Origin of the sequence: Modicisalibacter luteus DSM 23508, assembly GCF_000378505.1 — a bacterium.
Lineage (GTDB): Bacteria > Pseudomonadota > Gammaproteobacteria > Pseudomonadales > Halomonadaceae > Modicisalibacter > Modicisalibacter luteus.
This window is the reverse complement of record NZ_KB899991.1, coordinates 168,995-185,145: the sequence shown is the minus strand read 5'-3', so window position 1 is coordinate 185,145 and position 16,151 is coordinate 168,995. Positions and strand designations below refer to the sequence as shown.

Sequence of the window (16,151 nt, the reverse complement as noted above, 5' to 3'; positions counted from 1 at the left end):
CGGCGTGAAAGCATCGCACTGCGCTATGGTTCAGCGATTGACCCGAACCGGGCACGCCGTCGACAGGAACCGATGGGCGACATACGGACAAGCCGATGAGCGACAATACGCAACAGACCAAGATTCAGGTGCGCGGCCTGAGCAAGGTCTTTGGCAATCAGCCGAAGAAAGCGCTTGAGCTACGTGATCAAGGACTCAAGCGCCCCGAGATTCTCGAAAAGACCGGCCAGACGTTGGGCCTTTCCAATATCAGTTTCGACGTCAAGGAAGGGGAGTTACTTGTCATTATGGGCCTGTCCGGCTCCGGCAAGTCGACCCTGATCCGCTGCCTTAACCGGCTTATCGAGCCGACCGAAGGGGATATCATCATCGGTGGCGAAAACATTCCCAAGCTCAGTGACAAGGAACTGCTTGAATGTCGTCGTCGTCACTTCTCGATGGTCTTTCAGCATTTTGCGTTGTTCCCGCACCGAACCGTACAGCTAAACGCCGAGTATGGCCTGGAAATCCGGGGAGTCGACAAGGCCGAGCGTGCTCAGAAGGCAGCTGCCGCACTCAAGCAGGTCGGTCTGGATGGGTGGGAAGACGCTTACCCCAGCCAGCTTTCGGGGGGTATGCAGCAGCGTGTCGGCCTGGCTCGCGCCTTGGCCAATGACTCGACCGTTCTGCTCATGGACGAGGCATTTTCGGCACTCGATCCACTCATCCGCAAGGATATGCAGCAGGAGCTGCTCGAACTCCAGCATCGCATGAAGAAGACTACCATTTTCATCACGCATGACCTGGATGAAGCGCTCAATATCGGTGATCGCATCATCCTTCTCAAGGATGGCGAGATCGTGCAGATCGGTACGCCTGAGGAGATCCTGACCCAACCCGCCGATGACTACGTTGCACGCTTCATCGAAGGCGTTGACATGTCACGCGTGCTGACCGCAGCTCATGCCATGCGCCCAGTGCGGGCAACGGCCAAGATCGATGACGGCCCCAGGACTGTGCTGCACAAGCTCAGCGAGAACAGTCTTGATTCCATCTATGTCACAAGTCGCGAGCGCAAACTGGTCGGCCTGATCGAAGCCGAGGTCGCCAATCGCGCAGCGCGCGAAGGCAAGAATACAATGGAGGGCCTGATCAGCGACGACTTCCCACGCGTCGGCCCGGACGAGCCGCTACACAACCTGTTCGCTATGTTCACCGAGAAAAGCTTTCCGATCGCTGTCGTCGATGAGGATCAGAGATTGCTCGGCGTTGTGGTTAAGGGTGCCGTACTGGCGGAACTGGCTGAAGCAGGAGAACACTGATGGCTATAGATATTCCTCGTATTCCGCTGGGCGACTGGATCGAAGGCGGGCTCGACTTTCTCACCTCTGAATATTCGATAGTGACACGTGGTATCTCACGTTTCACTCAGACTGGCATCAATGCCTTGAACGATGCCCTAATGTGGTTGCCCGAATGGGCACTCATGGCGCTGGTCGCCCTGTTATGCTGGAGGCTGTCAGGCGCTCGCCTGGCCATCGGCTCGGTGCTCGGCCTGCTGCTGATCTGGAATCTGGGGCTTTGGGATCCGATGATCGAGTCGCTGACTCTGGTCGTGATCGCTACGATCGTCGCAGTGGTCATCGCGTTACCGCTCGGGATTCTCGCTGCAGTGTCCGACCGGTTCTACAGCCTGATCATGCCGGTACTCGATTTCATGCAGACCATGCCGGCCTTCGTCTACCTGATCCCGGCGATTCCTTTTTTCGGTATCGGTTCCGTCTCGGCCATTTTTGCCACGGTTATCTTTTCCATGCCGCCGGCAATACGTTTCACGACACTGGGCATTCGCCAGGTTCCCAAGGATTTGGTCGAAGCGGCGGATGCCTTTGGCTCGACACGTAGCCAGAAGCTGATCAAGGTTCAGCTGCCGCTCTCATTGCCGACCATCATGGCTGGCATCAACCAGACCATCATGCTGGCCCTGTCAATGGTCGTCATAGCTGCCATGATCGGTGCCGACGGGCTCGGCAACGAGGTCTGGAAAGCTATCCAGCGCCTGCGCCCGGGTGATGGCTTCGAGGCCGGGATTGCAGTAGTGATCTTGGCCATGATCCTGGACCGCCTGACCCAGGCTCTACGCAAGACCAAAAGGGCGAAATAAAACAACGCCTGTCAGGCCCGGCCTGCTTTCAGGCCGGTATACGCGGGTGTCGGTCGCCTGTCGGCCGGTGACTCGACCAATGTCATCCAGAAGGGGAAAGTGATGAAAACGATAAACGCTCTATCTCGCGCCGTTCGCTACGGCTCTGTCTTGATGGTAGCCGGCATCGGTTTCGCCGCCGGTACGGCTCAGGCACAGGACAAGGGAACGGTCGAGCTGGCTTACGTGGAGTGGGCTTCCGAAGTGGCCTCAACCAATGTGGTTCGCGCTGTCCTTGAGCAGATGGGCTACGAGGTGGACATGTCTTCTCTGTCTGCCGCTGCAATGTGGCAGGCGGTGGCTTACGGTGATGCCGACGCCATGGTGGCGGCATGGCTGCCGACTACACACGAAAACTACTATGAACAGACCAAGGATCAGGTGACCGACCTGGGGCCAAACTTGGATGGCACCAAGCTCGGTCTCGTGGTACCCGCCTACACCGATATCACTTCCATTGATCAGCTGGATGACAAAGCCGATACCATCAACGGCGAAATTATCGGCATCGATCCCGGCGCTGGCCTAATGGGGCTGACCGAAGAAGTGATAGACGAATATGGCCTGCAAGACGCTATTGAGTTGCAGTCAGGCAGCGGAGCGACGATGACCGCTGCCTTACAAGCCGCTATCAATAACGAGGAAGATGTCGTCGTGGCCGGCTGGACGCCGCATTGGATGTTCGCTCGTTGGGATCTGAAGTATCTCGACGACCCCAAGAACGTCTATGGTGGTGCCGAGCAGATCAATACCATCGCTCGCCAGGGACTCAAGGAAGACATGCCGGAAGTGTATGCTCTCCTGGATAACTTCTCCTGGACGCCCGAGCAGATGGGGGAGGTCATGCTGATGAATCAGGAAGAGGGAAGCGATCCCTACGAAAACGCCAAACAGTGGGTTAAAGAGAATCAGGACATCGTGTCCGGATGGCTCGGGGAATAACCCGCTTCCTTTTGGCTAAACGAGTAAGCTACGCCCGGCCATCAGGTCGGGCGTTCTTCGTTGGCGGTACTGCTAGGCATCAAGGGGCCAGACGCACCTTCAACCAGCCATGACCTTCATGACGGCTGTAACGAAGTCGATCGTGCAGCCGGTCCTCCTGGCCTTGCCAGAACTCGATCATCGTCGGTTCGATGCGATATCCCCCCCAGTGGTTCGGGCGTTTGACCGGCTGACCATCGTAAACCTGCTCGAAGCGATGCTTTCGCTCTTCCAGCCAGCTCCGGTCGGGAATCTCCACGCTTTGCTGCGAGATCCAGGCACTTAACTGACTGTTGCGTGGGCGGCTGTGGAAGTAGTCTTCCGACTCTTGGGCTTCGATCTGCCGTACCCGGCCTTCGATGCGTACTTGGCGCTGGACGGTGGGCCACCAGAACACCAGGGCAGCGTGCGGCACGTTAGCCAGTTCGCTACCTTTATGGCTTTGGTAGTTGGTATAGAATACGAAGCCTTCGTCATCGAGCCCTTTGAGCAGCACGACTCTGGCATGTGGTAGCCCTTGGCTATCGACGGTAGCCAGCGTCATGGCATTGGCATCATAAGGCTCCGTTTCCAGAGCGCGTGCCAGCCAATCCTGAAACAGCGGCAGCGGTGTCTCGGGGGATGTCGACGTATCCAGGCTATCCCCTGTGTAATTGCGTCGGACATCGGCAATGTCGTGAATCATGGCGCTCTCCTGACGTTTTCCCTTCATCTTCGCCGCTGTCGGCGTTGGGCTCAAGATGATTGTATATTCGGTTCAGCTTGGCACGAGCCAACCCAACTGGATCATTGCCATGTAGAGCCCGGTCCCACCGATGATCGAAAGCAGGGCATTGCGTCGCCAGAGGTGCAAGACCGCCACGGTGATAGACGCAACAACCAGCGGAAAGCCATTTTCTCCTCCGTTCAGGCTTCCGTCTGCCAGCGGGCGAAAATCTCGCAGCGCATAAAGCACCAGGATAAGCATGACCGCCGGAGGCAAATACCGCCCAAGATGCAGAATCAATGGATGCTCGGCATGTCGTGACAGGGCCACGAACGGCAGGACGCGTGTCGCAAATGTTGCCAAGGCACACACCACGATGGTTAGCAACAGCATAGTCTCACTCATACCCGGCCTCCCCTGACCAATCCATAGTAATGCGCGAGCAGTATCAGGCTTGTGGCGCCAATTGCACCTAGCAGCAAGTGACGATCGGGAAGCAACACAATGGCCGCCAGGCCGACGACCAGCGCAATGAGAAAGGGTAGGGCTCTGCGCAGGCGCCGGGCTTGTTCCAGAGTCAGCACGATGAAGAGTGCCGTCAGCGCAAACTCGATGCCTCGACTATCGAATTCCAATGTAGCGCCGGCCAGCGCACCGGCGATCGTGCCAAGTACCCACCACAGTTGGTTCAATGCACTGATGCGCCAGGCTGTGGCGTGGTCGTGATGGCTCGGGTCCGTTTGCTGCTGACTGGTCAATAGTGAATAGGTCTCGTCGGTCAGCGCGAAGATCAAGTAAGGCTTGCGCCACCCGGCTCCCTGGAAGCGCTTGATCAGGGAAAGCCCATAAAAAAGGTGCCGTGAATTGAGCATGAACGTGGCTACGGCAACTTCCAGTAACCCGGCATGATTGGCCAGCAACGTGACGGCAAGAAACTGCCCGGCGCCTGCATAGATGAAAAGCGACATCAGTAGGGCACCCCACCAGGGATGGCCCAATTGCATGAAAAGGATGCCGAACGCAGCTCCCAAGGGTAGATAGCCGAACATGACCGGGACGGTCTGTAGCATGGCGTCCCGCCAGTCTCTGACACGTAAAGACACGAGCGCTTTCCTGATTACCTGGCAAGCGTCCATGATAAACGAATATGCGTTAATGCTGTCGTTGAGGCAGGGATTTCATCGTCCCGGGCGGTTCATGCCAGCCAATCATGTGCGGCAAACACCGCGCCGCAGAGCAACCAGCCGGACACGGCATAGGGCAGGTTCCAACGCATAATGTCCTTGGCCTTGACGTTATAACGTACGCTTAGCGCCAGGTTGCTACCGGATAACGGGCTGCTGCCGGTCCCCAGCGCCCAACCCATAAGAAACATCATGCCAAGCAGTGTCGGGTCGGGGGACAGCGGCGCCAACAGGGGGGCAAGCGTAGTGACGCCAACCAGTGGATGAATACCGACAAACGCCAGCACTACGATGACGCCCAGCAAAACCCAGGCATGCCATTCTCCGAACTCGGAAAACGGCAGGACCGGACCACCCGGCCAGCTTGCCAACATGGCTGCCAGCCCACTGGATAGTACGCCGGCAGCCAGGAACAGCGCGAACTGAGGAGCTAACCTTGGCAAGCCGTCATTGCATTGATGAAGTAAACGGCCAATACGGTCTGCATTCGACATGAGCAGGATGGCGGAGATGGGCGAGACGATGCTGATAATCAGCGGGATCGTTAGATCGGGCCACCAATGATGAATCAGAACGACCGAAAGGGCGAGAGTGCAAGGCAAGATCAATGCATTCGCGTTGAGCGGGTAACCAATGAATTCTTCGCCGACCCGATAGGCATCCAGCGCGACCAGGCCCAGCAACAAGGCGGCAGCAGTCAGTCCCCAAGGCAGTAGCGACAGGAAATCAAGCCCCGGCGCATAAGTCAGCGCTACCCCCATGGCGACGAAGAACGGCGACCAAGCCGCCGCGGCGGGAAAGGCTCGTCCCAATACGATCATCTGCTGTTTGTTGAGTTGGCCGCGACGCTGCATGCGATCGCCGAACAGGAACAGTGCCGATAGATTGATGACCGCACCGAAGAAATGAACCCCAAACAAGGTACCCAGCAGGCTACCTTGCTGTTGTTGAGTAGACGTTGCCTTTTCGCTGGGTGTCGCCAGCGAGAGGAAGCTGACCCCGGCAAACATCATCAGTAATGGTTGGTTGATCACGATCGCGGAAACGAGCGGGTTCGGCGTATCGCGAACCAGCGCCACTACCCAGAAAAGAACGCCTGCCCCACCCAGCAACAGGGCTTGGCGCCGTGAAGTGCGGGGTAGTTGCCGCCCCAACCGCAAGGTGGCGAGCCAGCTCAGCACTGCAGCCGGCCACATCGGCCACCCCAACAGATTGCTGGCAACGCTGAGTACCAGCATGGAGAGAATAAGGGCGCTTGAATACCTCACGAGCCGGCAAGTTGCCGACTGCGCCAGCGGGCAAAGAACATGCTGGAGACGAACAGAGCGAGGCTGGCCAGGACCTCGAGCGAACCCAGCCAGGCCTTGTCCGGCAAGGCGGCGATCATCACTCCTTGCATGAAATACAGCAGGCTCACGAACGCCATCCAGGCATGGCCGCGAGGCCGCTGTGTCACTATCGAAGGAAGAAACAGAATCAGGGGCAGAATGCGCACCAGCATGGGCATCAGCCCGCTATCGCTCTGTGCCTGCAATTGTAGGCCACCCAGCAACAGCAGGGCGATCAACAAGCCATAACTGATAACGACACCTTGCCGAGAAAGCTGGGTCAAACGATCCAGCCCGTGGCGCTTTTCCAGCCGTTCCAGTGCTGCGCGCATCATGCCCCCTCGCGAAGGGGGCGGAGCGCCATGGCCAGACGCGCCACTCTGCGTCCTTGGGCCCGTGCCAGCGAACGTTCGATGTCGTCGACATTGCGATCGCTGCGCTCCCCGGCGACATGGCTGGTTCCGTAGGGCGTACCGCCACTGCTTGTAGCTACCAGCCCATTTTCACTATAAGGCACACCGGCATAGACCATTCCTTGGTGGAGCAGAGGAATGAGCATGGTGAGTAACGTGGCTTCTTGGCCGCCATGCAGGCTAGCGGTGGAAGTGAATGCCGTTGCAGGCTTGTCGATTAACGCCCCGTTGAGCCAGAGCTCGCTGGTTCCATCGATGAAATACTTCAGCGGTGCTGCCATATTACCAAAGCGGGTCGGACTGCCGATCGCTAGTCCAGCACATTGCCTGAGATCCTCCAGCGAGGCATAAATGGCACCCTCCCCAGGAATATCAGGATCAACCGATTCGCAGGTCGTGGATACAGGTGGCACGGTACGCAGTCGTGCGTCCATGCCAGCGATCTCTTCAACGCCGGCAGCTATCTGTTCGGCCAGGGCGCGTGTTGCACCAAAACGGGAATAGTAGAGGACCAGGACATAAGGGCGGGAAAGGCTCATCGTGACTCCAGGCTGGGATTCACTTGCTGTCGAGAAGGGTAAGGATCGCTTCTGGCGAACGGCCGATCACGGCTCGGTCACCACGGTCCAGAATAGGCCGCTGCAATAGACGCGGGTGCTTGGCAATAGCGGAGAGGCAGGCTTCGTCATCCGGTTCGCTGAGGCTCAGCGCCTTCCATTCCGCTTCGTTGCTACGGACCATGGAGGCCACCGGCGCATCCAGACGCGCAGCCAAGGAACGTAATTCCTCTAAGTCCAGTGGATCGTCCAGGTAGCGACGCACCTGGATGTCAACGTCATGCGCCGTGAGCAGAGCCAATGCCTCGCGTGATTTGGAGCAGCGGGGATTGTGGTAAAGAATCAAAGCAGCCATGCCACCGATGTCCTTAGGAAAGTATCGTTTTTTCAGATGATTGCAAACATTCTAAGCCGATACGATGGCACTCCACAACGCAACGGCTGTCTCATAGCCACGAGTGCGCGACGGGTTAAAGCTTGAGTGAATTATCATCGCGCCTGATAGTGTGTAGTACTTAGACATCTGCGGGAGGGCGCTGCATGAACCAATGCCTGGAACAGAACCTCGATTTTGGCAGCCTGATGGGAAACGACGTCAAACCCCTATCCAAGGGGCGCGACAAGGCCGATATCACCGCGACGCCCCGCTCGCCGAGTGAAGCGCAACTGGCCCGCCGCGCCAGCGCCGAAGAGGAAACTTCCTCAAGTAACTTTCTCAGTGACGAGTTTGTGGATCTGTTACCCGAGCATGATCCCATCGAGTTTCGACGCAACGGTATACAAACCGGCGTTCTCGACCGCCTGCGCCAAGGTGGCTACCCTCCCGAGGCACGCTTGCACCTACTCAAGCAGCCCGTACGGACTTGCCGTAGCGAACTGTTCTCCTTCATTCAGGACGCTATCGCGCACGACTTACGCAGCCTGCTCGTCGTGCATGGGCGGGGTAAGGCCGTGGACAGTCATGCCAACGTAGTGCGTTCCTATGTCGCCAAATGGCTGATGCAGTTCGAGGAAGTGCAGGCTTATGCATCGGCACAACCGGCCCACGGTGGAATTGGTGCAACTTACGTCATGCTACGCAAGTCGGAGCGGGCAAGGGCGCGTAACCGGGAGGTTCAACAAAAGCGACGCGGTTGAATGGAACGGTAATGCAACAGCGCCGCCCGAATGGGCGGCGCTGTCACTTGTTCAGCCTGTCGCTAGGCTTGCTCAGGTCGCTTCACGCAGGCGACGCTCAAACATCGCTTCCTTGATGTCGACACCAGGCTGATAACTGACGCTGAATGCCCCGAGGGCACGCAGGGCATCGTCCAGGTGCTGATCTTCACGTAACGCCAGCGCATCGAAACCACAGCGCGTCATGTAGAACAACTGGTCGACCAGGACGTCGCCAATCGCACGGATCTCGCTCGTAAAGCCATACCGCTCACGCAGCAGGCGGGCCAGGGTATACCCGCGCCCGTCCGTGAATGCGGGAAAGTCGATGGCAACGAGTGGAGCCTTGGTGAGTTCCTCGGCCAAGGCCGGGCTCAACTCGGTATCGCTAGGGAGCCACGGGGCAAGATCCGTTTCGTCAATATGCTGCTGCCATACCGATAGCGGAACGATGGCTGGACGCACCTCGGGGAGCCCGTCCTCGTCGCGGCACAAGCTCCAGGTATCCTTTTCAGGCTGACCCAGCTTGATCAGCGTGGTTTCCGGTTGGCCGTTATGCATACACCCGCTCCTTGAAGGGCTTGATCCCGATGCGGCGATAGGTGTCGAGGAAGTGTTCATCGTCATGGCGCTGCTCGACGTAGACTTGGAGTACCTTGTCGATGACGGTAGGTACATCCTCACGATAGAAGGAGGGACCAAGAATCTTGCCTAGCGACGCATCATCTCGAGAGTTGCCGCCCAGAGATACCTGGTAATACTCCTCGCCCTTCTTGTCGACACCCAGAATACCGATATTACCCACGTGGTGATGGCCGCAGGCATTCATGCACCCAGAGATATTGAGATCCAGAGGGCCAAGATCGTAAAGGAAATCCAGGTCCTCAAAACGCTCCTGAATGGCTTGGGCAATGGGGATCGACACAGCATTTGCCAGCGAGCAGTAGTCGCCACCGGGGCAGCAGATTATATCGCTGAGCGTACCTACCGTGGGGTTGGCCATGCCCAGTTCCTGCAGCTTGTCCCACAGCGCCTGGATCTCGTCGACGGGCACATCGGAAAGCACAAGGTTCTGCTCATGTGTTACACGCATCTCGCCGAAGCTGAACACGTCCGCCAAATCGGCGATGGCATCCATCTGATCGGCCGTAACGTCGCCTGGGGCATGTTCGCGTCGCTTGAGGGAAAGCGTGACGGCTTTATAGCCGGGCACCACATGATCGGTAACGTTATTGGTCACGAAGCGCGCGAAAGCGCGATCGTTCTGACGCAGTTGCTCGTACGCTGCGATGGCTGCCTCGCTGACTTCGCGACGGTTCGGCTCCGGGAAGTGAGCCTTGGCAGCCTCGACTGCCGCCTGGGTCAGGGTCTGAGGTCCATCCTTGAGATGCGACCATTCTTCCTCGACACGACGACGATACTCCTCGATGCCCAGCGCCTTGACCAGAATCTTGATACGCGCCTTGAACTTGTTGTCGCGACGGCCGAACTGGTTATAAACGCGGACACAGGCCTCGAGATAGGTCAGCAGGTGCTGCCAGGGCAGATCCTCACGCACCACGTCACCGATCATGGGGGTACGGCCCAGGCCGCCGCCGGCCAGAACGCGCGCGCGCAGTTCCCCCTTGTCGTTATGCCACAGGCGTACACCGATATCGTGCACTTGTATCGCGGCCCGGTCGTGATCCGCACCAGTGACGGCAATCTTGAACTTGCGCGGGAGGTAGGCAAACTCTGGGTGTAGGGTAGACCACTGGCGAATCAGTTCGCACCACGGGCGAGGATCCTCTACCTCATCCTTGGCGATACCGGCGAATTGATCGCTCGTGGTGTTACGAATGCAGTTACCACTGGTCTGGATGGCATGCATCTGCACCTTGGCCAGTTCGGCCAGAATCTCAGGGACATCCTCGAGCTTCGGCCAGTTGAGCTGCAGGTTCTGACGCGTCGTGAAATGACCGTAGCCACGGTCATAACGCCGAGTGACGTCAGCCAGCGTGCGTAGCTGCTTGCTGGATAACATGCCGTAGGGAATGGCGATACGCAGCATGGGAGCATGACGCTGGATGTACAGGCCATTCTGCAGGCGCAAGGGGCGGAATTCTTCTTCGCTCAGCCGTCCCGCCAGGTAGCGGTCCATCTGGTCACGGAATTGTGCGACGCGTTCGTCTACGAGCGTCTGATCGTAGGTGTCGTACCGATACATACAGGCGTGTCCTGCTAGTCAGGGCGAAATGGGATCTATGCCGTGGCACAGACCATACTCCGTTTCGTTTATTCTATGAAAGAATAAATAGGCATAGTTTTTAACATTAACGTTATTACAGGCTCGGCTGTTCATGGTCCGGCATATCCAATTCGGTATGGAACCGATAGAGGGCAAGCACGAGAAACCGAGCTTACAGATAGTCGCTAATGATACCGAATGACGCGAATGACAGGTAGGCCCTCCAGATGGCTGCACTGAGGGGGCTAAATATGGTGCATAGAATATGCGTTTCATGTGGCTAGAGGCTTACCATCTGCCAACGGCGACGCTGCCAGATGAGTACGAACCACAGCGAGTTCAGGCAGCGGTAACCCAGCTGGACCCACCAGACCCCGATAAGGCCGTAATCTTGTACCGCCCCGATCCACCAGGCCAGGGGCAGGAAAATCAGCCATTGGGAACATAGGGTAACCGCCATGACCGTGCGGTTGGCGCCGGCACCGAGCAATGCCTGCCCCAGCACAATGGCGGCCGCATCCAGCACGATCATGATTGCCGTCAGTTGCAGGGGCAGCCGTCCGATAGCCAGCAGATCGGCATCGTGCAGAAACAATTGAAGAATGGCGTCAGGAAACAGCAACATCGGCAATGCCAGCAGGGCCAGGCAAGCCCATGCGACATGAACCACGTCCCACCCCCAGCGATGGGCATCCTCTGGCGTCTCCCGCCCCAGGGCCTGGCCTACCAGGCTCATCGCCGCGAGCCCTAGGCCGACGCCAGGCAGGATAAGCAACAGCGACAGGTTGACCAGCACGTGTCCCACCGCCACGCTAGCGGTACCGATCAGCCCAAGGATCCAGAACAGCACGGCATACCCCCCAGCAAACCACACCTGTTGCATCGAGTGGGGAATCGCCAGGCGTAACGTCGTGAGCAGTCCCTTGCGAGTCGGCCATTGCCAGGCATCTGCACCGGGACCGATATAACAGCGGCTATAAAACGCCCACATTGCCAACCCGCAGAACAGGGCGAATGCGGTGCCGGCTCCGGCTCCGGGCGCTCCCAGGCGGGGCAGGCCAATCCCATAGATCAGACAGACACTGGTCACTACGTTGATGGCATGCGTGGTCAGGATAATGCGCAGGTATATGCCGGTACGCTGGATACCGTTCCAGAATCCCCGAAAGCAGAAAATCATGGCGATAGACACTAGCCCGATGACTCGCCAGCGAAAATAGTCGACGGCAATAGCCTGGACATTGGCCTGTTGAGTTATCAGCTCCAACAGGCGGGGCGCCTGCCACAGGCATAGCATCGTCAAGGGCAGCGCCACGAACAGGGCGATCAGCAAGCCGGCATGGAGCGCAATGGCACGCTGTTCCGGGTTGTCCTCACCATGCCGACGGGCCGTTTGTGCCTGGACGCTGGACGACAGGCCAAATACCAGGGCGGTCGCCAAAAACATCATATAACCGCCGAGGCCGACACCGGCGAGGGCTACTTCGCCCAAGGCCCCGACCAGTGCGGCGTCGATAAGGTTGATCAGACTCTGGGAAAGCATGGCGCCAATGATCGGCAGAGCCAGCTTGAGAATGGTCTGACTGCGTGAACTTCCCGAAAGCATGCGTGATCTCAGCGGTTGGCCCGGCCTGAGCGGGCCAACTTACAGGGACGACAAGTATGGATAGTTGCCGTGGTCCAACGGATTACTGGTCAGGATCGTAAGACAGCACCGGCGATAACCAGCGTTCCAGTTCCGCGATGCTCATCCGCTTGCGATCGGCTAGCACTTCGACCTGGTCACGAGTGATTTTCCCGGTAGAGAAGTATTTCGATTGCGGATGGGAGAAGTACCAGCCCGACACCGCAGCGGCCGGCCACATGGCGAAGCTGTCGGTCAATGTCATCCCGGCATTATCCTCCGCCTGCAGCATGCGGAAAAGGGCGGCTTTCTCGGTATGGTCCGGGCAAGCCGGATAGCCAGGTGCCGGGCGTATCCCCTGATACTTCTCAGCAATCAGCTCGACGTTATCCAATGCCTCGTCGGGTACGTATCCCCAATACTCCTTACGTACTCGCTCGTGCATGCGCTCCGCGAAGGCTTCAGCCAGTCGATCGGCCAATGCCTTGACCATGATCGCGTTGTAATCGTCGCCGGCCGCTTCATAGCGCTTGGCAAGTTCGTCCGCCCCATGGCCGGTAGTGACTGCAAAGGCACCTATCCAGTCCGCCTTGCCACTTGTCTTGGGTGCAACGAAGTCGGCCAGACTGTAGCAGATACCATCGCGATTCCTGGAGGTCTGCTGGCGGATGTGATGGAGTCGCTCGACGACCGTTTCGCGGCTATCGTCGGCGTATACCTCAATGACATCATCGTCGACACAATTGGCCGGCCACATGCCGATGACGCCACGTGCGGTGATGTGCTTCTCGTCGATCAGCTTGCGCAGCATGGCCTGGGCATCCTCGAACAGGTTGCGTGCCGCCTCGCCAACGACCTCGTCATCAAGGATCTTTGGGTATTTGCCGGCCAACTGCCAACTCATGAAGAAGGGCGTCCAGTCGATGCGTTCGACGAGTTCGTCGAGATCGTAGTCGTCGAATACCTTGATGCCCGTAAATTGCGGGACGGGAGGTGTATAGTCCGACCAACCGGGATCGAAGCGCCGTTCGCGAGCCTCGGCATAGCTTACATCGGCTGCCTTGGGACGGCGCTTGGCGTTACGCTCGCGTACCTTGACGTACTCATCGCGGATCTCGGCAACGTATGCTTCCTTGAGGCCGGGCGACAGCAGACGGCCGGCAACGCCGACCGCACGCGAAGCGTCGGTGACGTAGATCACGGGATGGTCGTACTGTGGTTCGATCTTGACCGCTGTGTGCGCCTTGGACGTTGTGGCACCGCCGATGAGCAGGGGGATATCGAAGCCCTGTCGCTTCATCTCCTTGGCGACATGGACCATTTCGTCCAGCGATGGTGTGATCAACCCTGACAGGCCGATGATGTCGGCCTTCTCTTCTCGAGCAGTCTGCAGGATCTTCTCAGCCGGCACCATGACGCCAAGGTCGATGACATCATAGTTGTTGCACTGCAGGACCACGCCAACGATGTTCTTGCCGATATCATGAACATCGCCCTTGACGGTCGCCATCACAATTCGGCCTTTGGCTTTGGAATCCTCGCTTTTCTCGGCCTCGATGTAGGGAATCAGGTAGGCCACGGCCTGCTTCATGACGCGTGCCGATTTGACCACCTGGGGCAAGAACATCTTGCCGGCTCCGAACAGGTCGCCAACCACGTTCATGCCATCCATGAGCGGGCCTTCGATAACCTCGATGGGCCGCTGGGCCCGCTGCCGGGCCTCTTCGGTATCTTCCTCGATGAAGCTGGTAACACCCTTGACCAGCGCATGTTCGATGCGCTTCTCGACCGGCCAACTGCGCCACTCGAGGTCTTCTTTCTTAGCCACGCCGCTGCCGTCGCTTTTGTACTTTTCGGCAAGGTCGAGCAGTCGTTCAGTGCCGTCCTCTCGACGATTAAGGACAACATCCTCGACGGCGTCACGCAGTTCACCGGGCAGATCATCGTAGACTGCCAACTGGCCCGCATTGACGATGCCCATGCTCAGTCCGGCCTTGATGGCGTGATAGAGGAACACCGAATGAATCGCCTCGCGTACCGTGTTATTACCACGGAACGAGAACGACACGTTTGAAACACCCCCCGACACCATGGCATGCGGGAGATGTTCACGAATCCATTGGGTCGCCTCGATGAAGTCGACGGCGTAGTTGTTGTGTTCCTCGATGCCGGTAGCAATGGCGAAAATGTTGGGGTCGAAAATGATGTCCTCGGCCGGGAAGCCGATCTCGTCGACCAGCAGACGGTAGGCGCGTTCACAAATCTCGGTCTTGCGGGCGAATGTGTCGGCCTGGCCGGCCTCGTCGAATGCCATGACCACAATCGCAGCACCGAACCGGCGACAGGCTATGGCCTGCTTACGAAAGGCGTCTTCCCCTTCCTTTAGCGAGATCGAGTTCACGACTGCCTTGCCTTGGATGCACTTCAGGCCGGCCTCGAGAATCTCCCATTTTGACGAGTCGACCATGATCGGCACGCGGCAGATGTCCGGCTCCGAGGCGACCAGGTTGAGAAAGTGGACCATCGCCTCCTGAGAGTCGAGCATCCCTTCGTCCATGTTGATGTCGATGACCTGGGCGCCGTTCTCGACCTGCTCCAGCGCCACCTCCAGCGCTGTAGTGAAGTCCTCGTCCTTGATCAGTCGCTTGAAGCGTGCAGAGCCGGTTACGTTGGTACGTTCACCGACGTTGACGAACAACGAGTCGACACCGATATTGAACGGCTCCAGTCCGGACAGGCGACAGGCACGCGGACGCTCTGGGATCGAGCGCGGGGCGATGCCATCGACGGCATCGCGAATCGCGGCAATGTGTTCGGGCGTCGTACCGCAGCAGCCGCCAATGATGTTGAACAGCCCGCTCTGGGCGAAATCGCGTACGATAGCCGCCATTTCCTCGGGGCTCTGATCATACTCACCGAATTCATTGGGCAGCCCGGCGTTGGGGTGGGCCGATACGAACGTATCCGCCTTGGCCGCCAGCTCTTCCAGATAAGGACGCAGTTCCTCGGCACCGAGGGCACAGTTGAGACCGACCGACATCGGTTGAGCGTGGCGCACCGAGTTCCAGAACGCTTCAGTAGTCTGGCCGGACAGGGTGCGTCCCGAGGCGTCGGTAATCGTACCCGAGATCATCACCGGCAGGCGTGTTCCGCGCGCCGTGAAAAGTTCTTCGAGGGCGTAGATAGCCGCCTTGGCGTTCAGAGTATCGAAGATGGTTTCGATCAGAATGAAATCGGCGCCACCCTCGATCAATGCCTCAGCGGCCTCGTAGTAGTTTTCACGCAGGGCATCGAAGGTCACATTACGCTTGGCAGGGTCGTTCACGTCAGGAGACAACGACGCCGTGCGACTGGTTGGCCCGAGCACACCGGCCACATAACGGGGCACGCCTGTTTCATCGGCCACTTCGTCGCAGACCTCACGCGCCAGGCGGGCCGATTCACGATTGAGCTCGACGACCAGGCTTTCCATGCCATAATCGGACTGCGACAAACGCGTGCTGTTGAATGTATTGGTCTCGACGATATCCGCACCGGCAATGAGATAATCCCGATGAATTCGGCGTACCAGGTCGGGCTGGGTCAATGCCAGCAGGTCGTTGTTGCCCTGAAGCTGCGAAGGCCAGTCACTAAACCGCTCGCCACGAAACTCCTCTTCGCTCAGCCTGGCATTCTGCAGCATGGTCCCCATGCCGCCGTCCAGGACCAGGATCCGGCGAGCAAGCGACTCCTTTAGATTTTCGGGCAGGGGAACGCACTTCAGCGAAGAGGGGAGTTGTGTGTCAACAGCCATG

At 58.3% G+C, this 16,151-nt stretch carries 15 protein-coding genes; 4 read left to right on the top strand and 11 right to left on the bottom strand.

Annotation, left to right across the window (positions count from 1 at the left end; translation table 11 throughout):
- Positions 1-95: 95 nt before the first annotated feature.
- The 3 genes from F568_RS0105510 to F568_RS0105500 all read left to right on the top strand — a co-directional run bounded on the left by F568_RS0105510 (position 96) and on the right by F568_RS0105500 (position 3,124).
- The gene (locus tag F568_RS0105510) at positions 96-1,301 is read left to right on the top strand and encodes a quaternary amine ABC transporter ATP-binding protein (protein WP_019017713.1); all 1,206 of its coding nucleotides are present in this window, start codon (positions 96-98) and stop codon (positions 1,299-1,301) included.
- Positions 1,301-2,143: an ABC transporter permease gene (locus F568_RS0105505; protein WP_019017712.1), complete on the top strand. Its 843-nt coding sequence runs from the start codon at positions 1,301-1,303 to the stop codon at positions 2,141-2,143. Before F568_RS0105510 ends, F568_RS0105505 begins: the two co-directional genes overlap by 1 nt.
- A 102-nt stretch (positions 2,144-2,245) precedes the next feature.
- Complete coding sequence (locus F568_RS0105500) at positions 2,246-3,124, top strand: glycine betaine ABC transporter substrate-binding protein (protein ID WP_019017711.1); 879 nt, start codon at positions 2,246-2,248, stop codon at positions 3,122-3,124.
- A 79-nt stretch (positions 3,125-3,203) separates the two neighbouring features.
- On the opposite strand, the gene pdxH is transcribed toward F568_RS0105500, so the two are convergent.
- The 7 genes from pdxH to arsC form a co-directional block, all read right to left on the bottom strand.
- Positions 3,204-3,848 carry a pyridoxamine 5'-phosphate oxidase gene (pdxH, locus tag F568_RS0105495; protein WP_019017710.1) on the bottom strand — a complete coding sequence of 215 codons (645 nt, stop codon included), beginning with the start codon at positions 3,846-3,848 and terminating at the stop codon, positions 3,204-3,206.
- Positions 3,849-3,920: 72 nt separating this feature from the next.
- Positions 3,921-4,274: a branched-chain amino acid transporter permease gene (locus F568_RS0105490; RefSeq protein WP_019017709.1), complete on the bottom strand. Its 354-nt coding sequence runs from the start codon at positions 4,272-4,274 to the stop codon at positions 3,921-3,923.
- Positions 4,271-4,972: an AzlC family ABC transporter permease gene (locus F568_RS0105485; RefSeq protein WP_229804092.1), complete on the bottom strand. Its 702-nt coding sequence runs from the start codon at positions 4,970-4,972 to the stop codon at positions 4,271-4,273. The genes F568_RS0105490 and F568_RS0105485 overlap by 4 nt, the downstream gene beginning before the upstream one ends.
- A gap of 92 nt (positions 4,973-5,064) precedes the next feature.
- Positions 5,065-6,291, bottom strand: coding sequence for a hypothetical protein (locus F568_RS0105480; protein ID WP_019017707.1), 1,227 nt, complete (start codon positions 6,289-6,291; stop codon positions 5,065-5,067).
- A gap of 26 nt (positions 6,292-6,317) precedes the next feature.
- On the bottom strand, positions 6,318-6,713 hold the full coding sequence (locus tag F568_RS0105475) for a DUF2069 domain-containing protein (RefSeq protein ID WP_026300349.1): 396 nt from the start codon (positions 6,711-6,713) through the stop codon (positions 6,318-6,320).
- Positions 6,713-7,333 (bottom strand): NAD(P)H:quinone oxidoreductase, encoded by a 621-nt coding sequence (gene wrbA, locus F568_RS0105470; protein ID WP_019017705.1) that lies wholly within the window; start codon positions 7,331-7,333, stop codon positions 6,713-6,715. Before wrbA ends, F568_RS0105475 begins: the two co-directional genes overlap by 1 nt.
- Before the next feature lie 19 nt (positions 7,334-7,352).
- Positions 7,353-7,706 (bottom strand): arsenate reductase (glutaredoxin), encoded by a 354-nt coding sequence (gene arsC, locus F568_RS0105465; RefSeq protein ID WP_019017704.1) that lies wholly within the window; start codon positions 7,704-7,706, stop codon positions 7,353-7,355.
- Positions 7,707-7,891: 185 nt separating this feature from the next.
- On the opposite strand from arsC, the gene smrA reads away from it, so the two are divergent.
- Positions 7,892-8,488: a DNA endonuclease SmrA gene (smrA, locus tag F568_RS0105460; protein ID WP_019017703.1), complete on the top strand. Its 597-nt coding sequence runs from the start codon at positions 7,892-7,894 to the stop codon at positions 8,486-8,488.
- Between the two features lie 72 nt (positions 8,489-8,560).
- Here the strand turns inward: smrA and F568_RS0105455 are convergent, their stop codons facing one another.
- The 4 genes from F568_RS0105455 to metH form a co-directional block, all read right to left on the bottom strand.
- A complete protein-coding gene (locus tag F568_RS0105455; RefSeq protein ID WP_019017702.1) occupies positions 8,561-9,067 on the bottom strand; it encodes a DUF934 domain-containing protein in 507 nt (168 codons plus the stop codon).
- Positions 9,060-10,712 (bottom strand): nitrite/sulfite reductase, encoded by a 1,653-nt coding sequence (locus tag F568_RS0105450; protein WP_019017701.1) that lies wholly within the window; start codon positions 10,710-10,712, stop codon positions 9,060-9,062. The genes F568_RS0105455 and F568_RS0105450 overlap by 8 nt, the downstream gene beginning before the upstream one ends.
- Before the next feature lie 301 nt (positions 10,713-11,013).
- Positions 11,014-12,339, bottom strand: coding sequence for an MATE family efflux transporter (locus F568_RS0105445; RefSeq protein WP_019017700.1), 1,326 nt, complete (start codon positions 12,337-12,339; stop codon positions 11,014-11,016).
- 82 nt (positions 12,340-12,421) lie between these two features.
- Complete coding sequence (metH, locus tag F568_RS0105440) at positions 12,422-16,150, bottom strand: methionine synthase (RefSeq protein ID WP_051087925.1); 3,729 nt, start codon at positions 16,148-16,150, stop codon at positions 12,422-12,424.
- Between the last annotated feature and the right edge of the window lies 1 nt (position 16,151).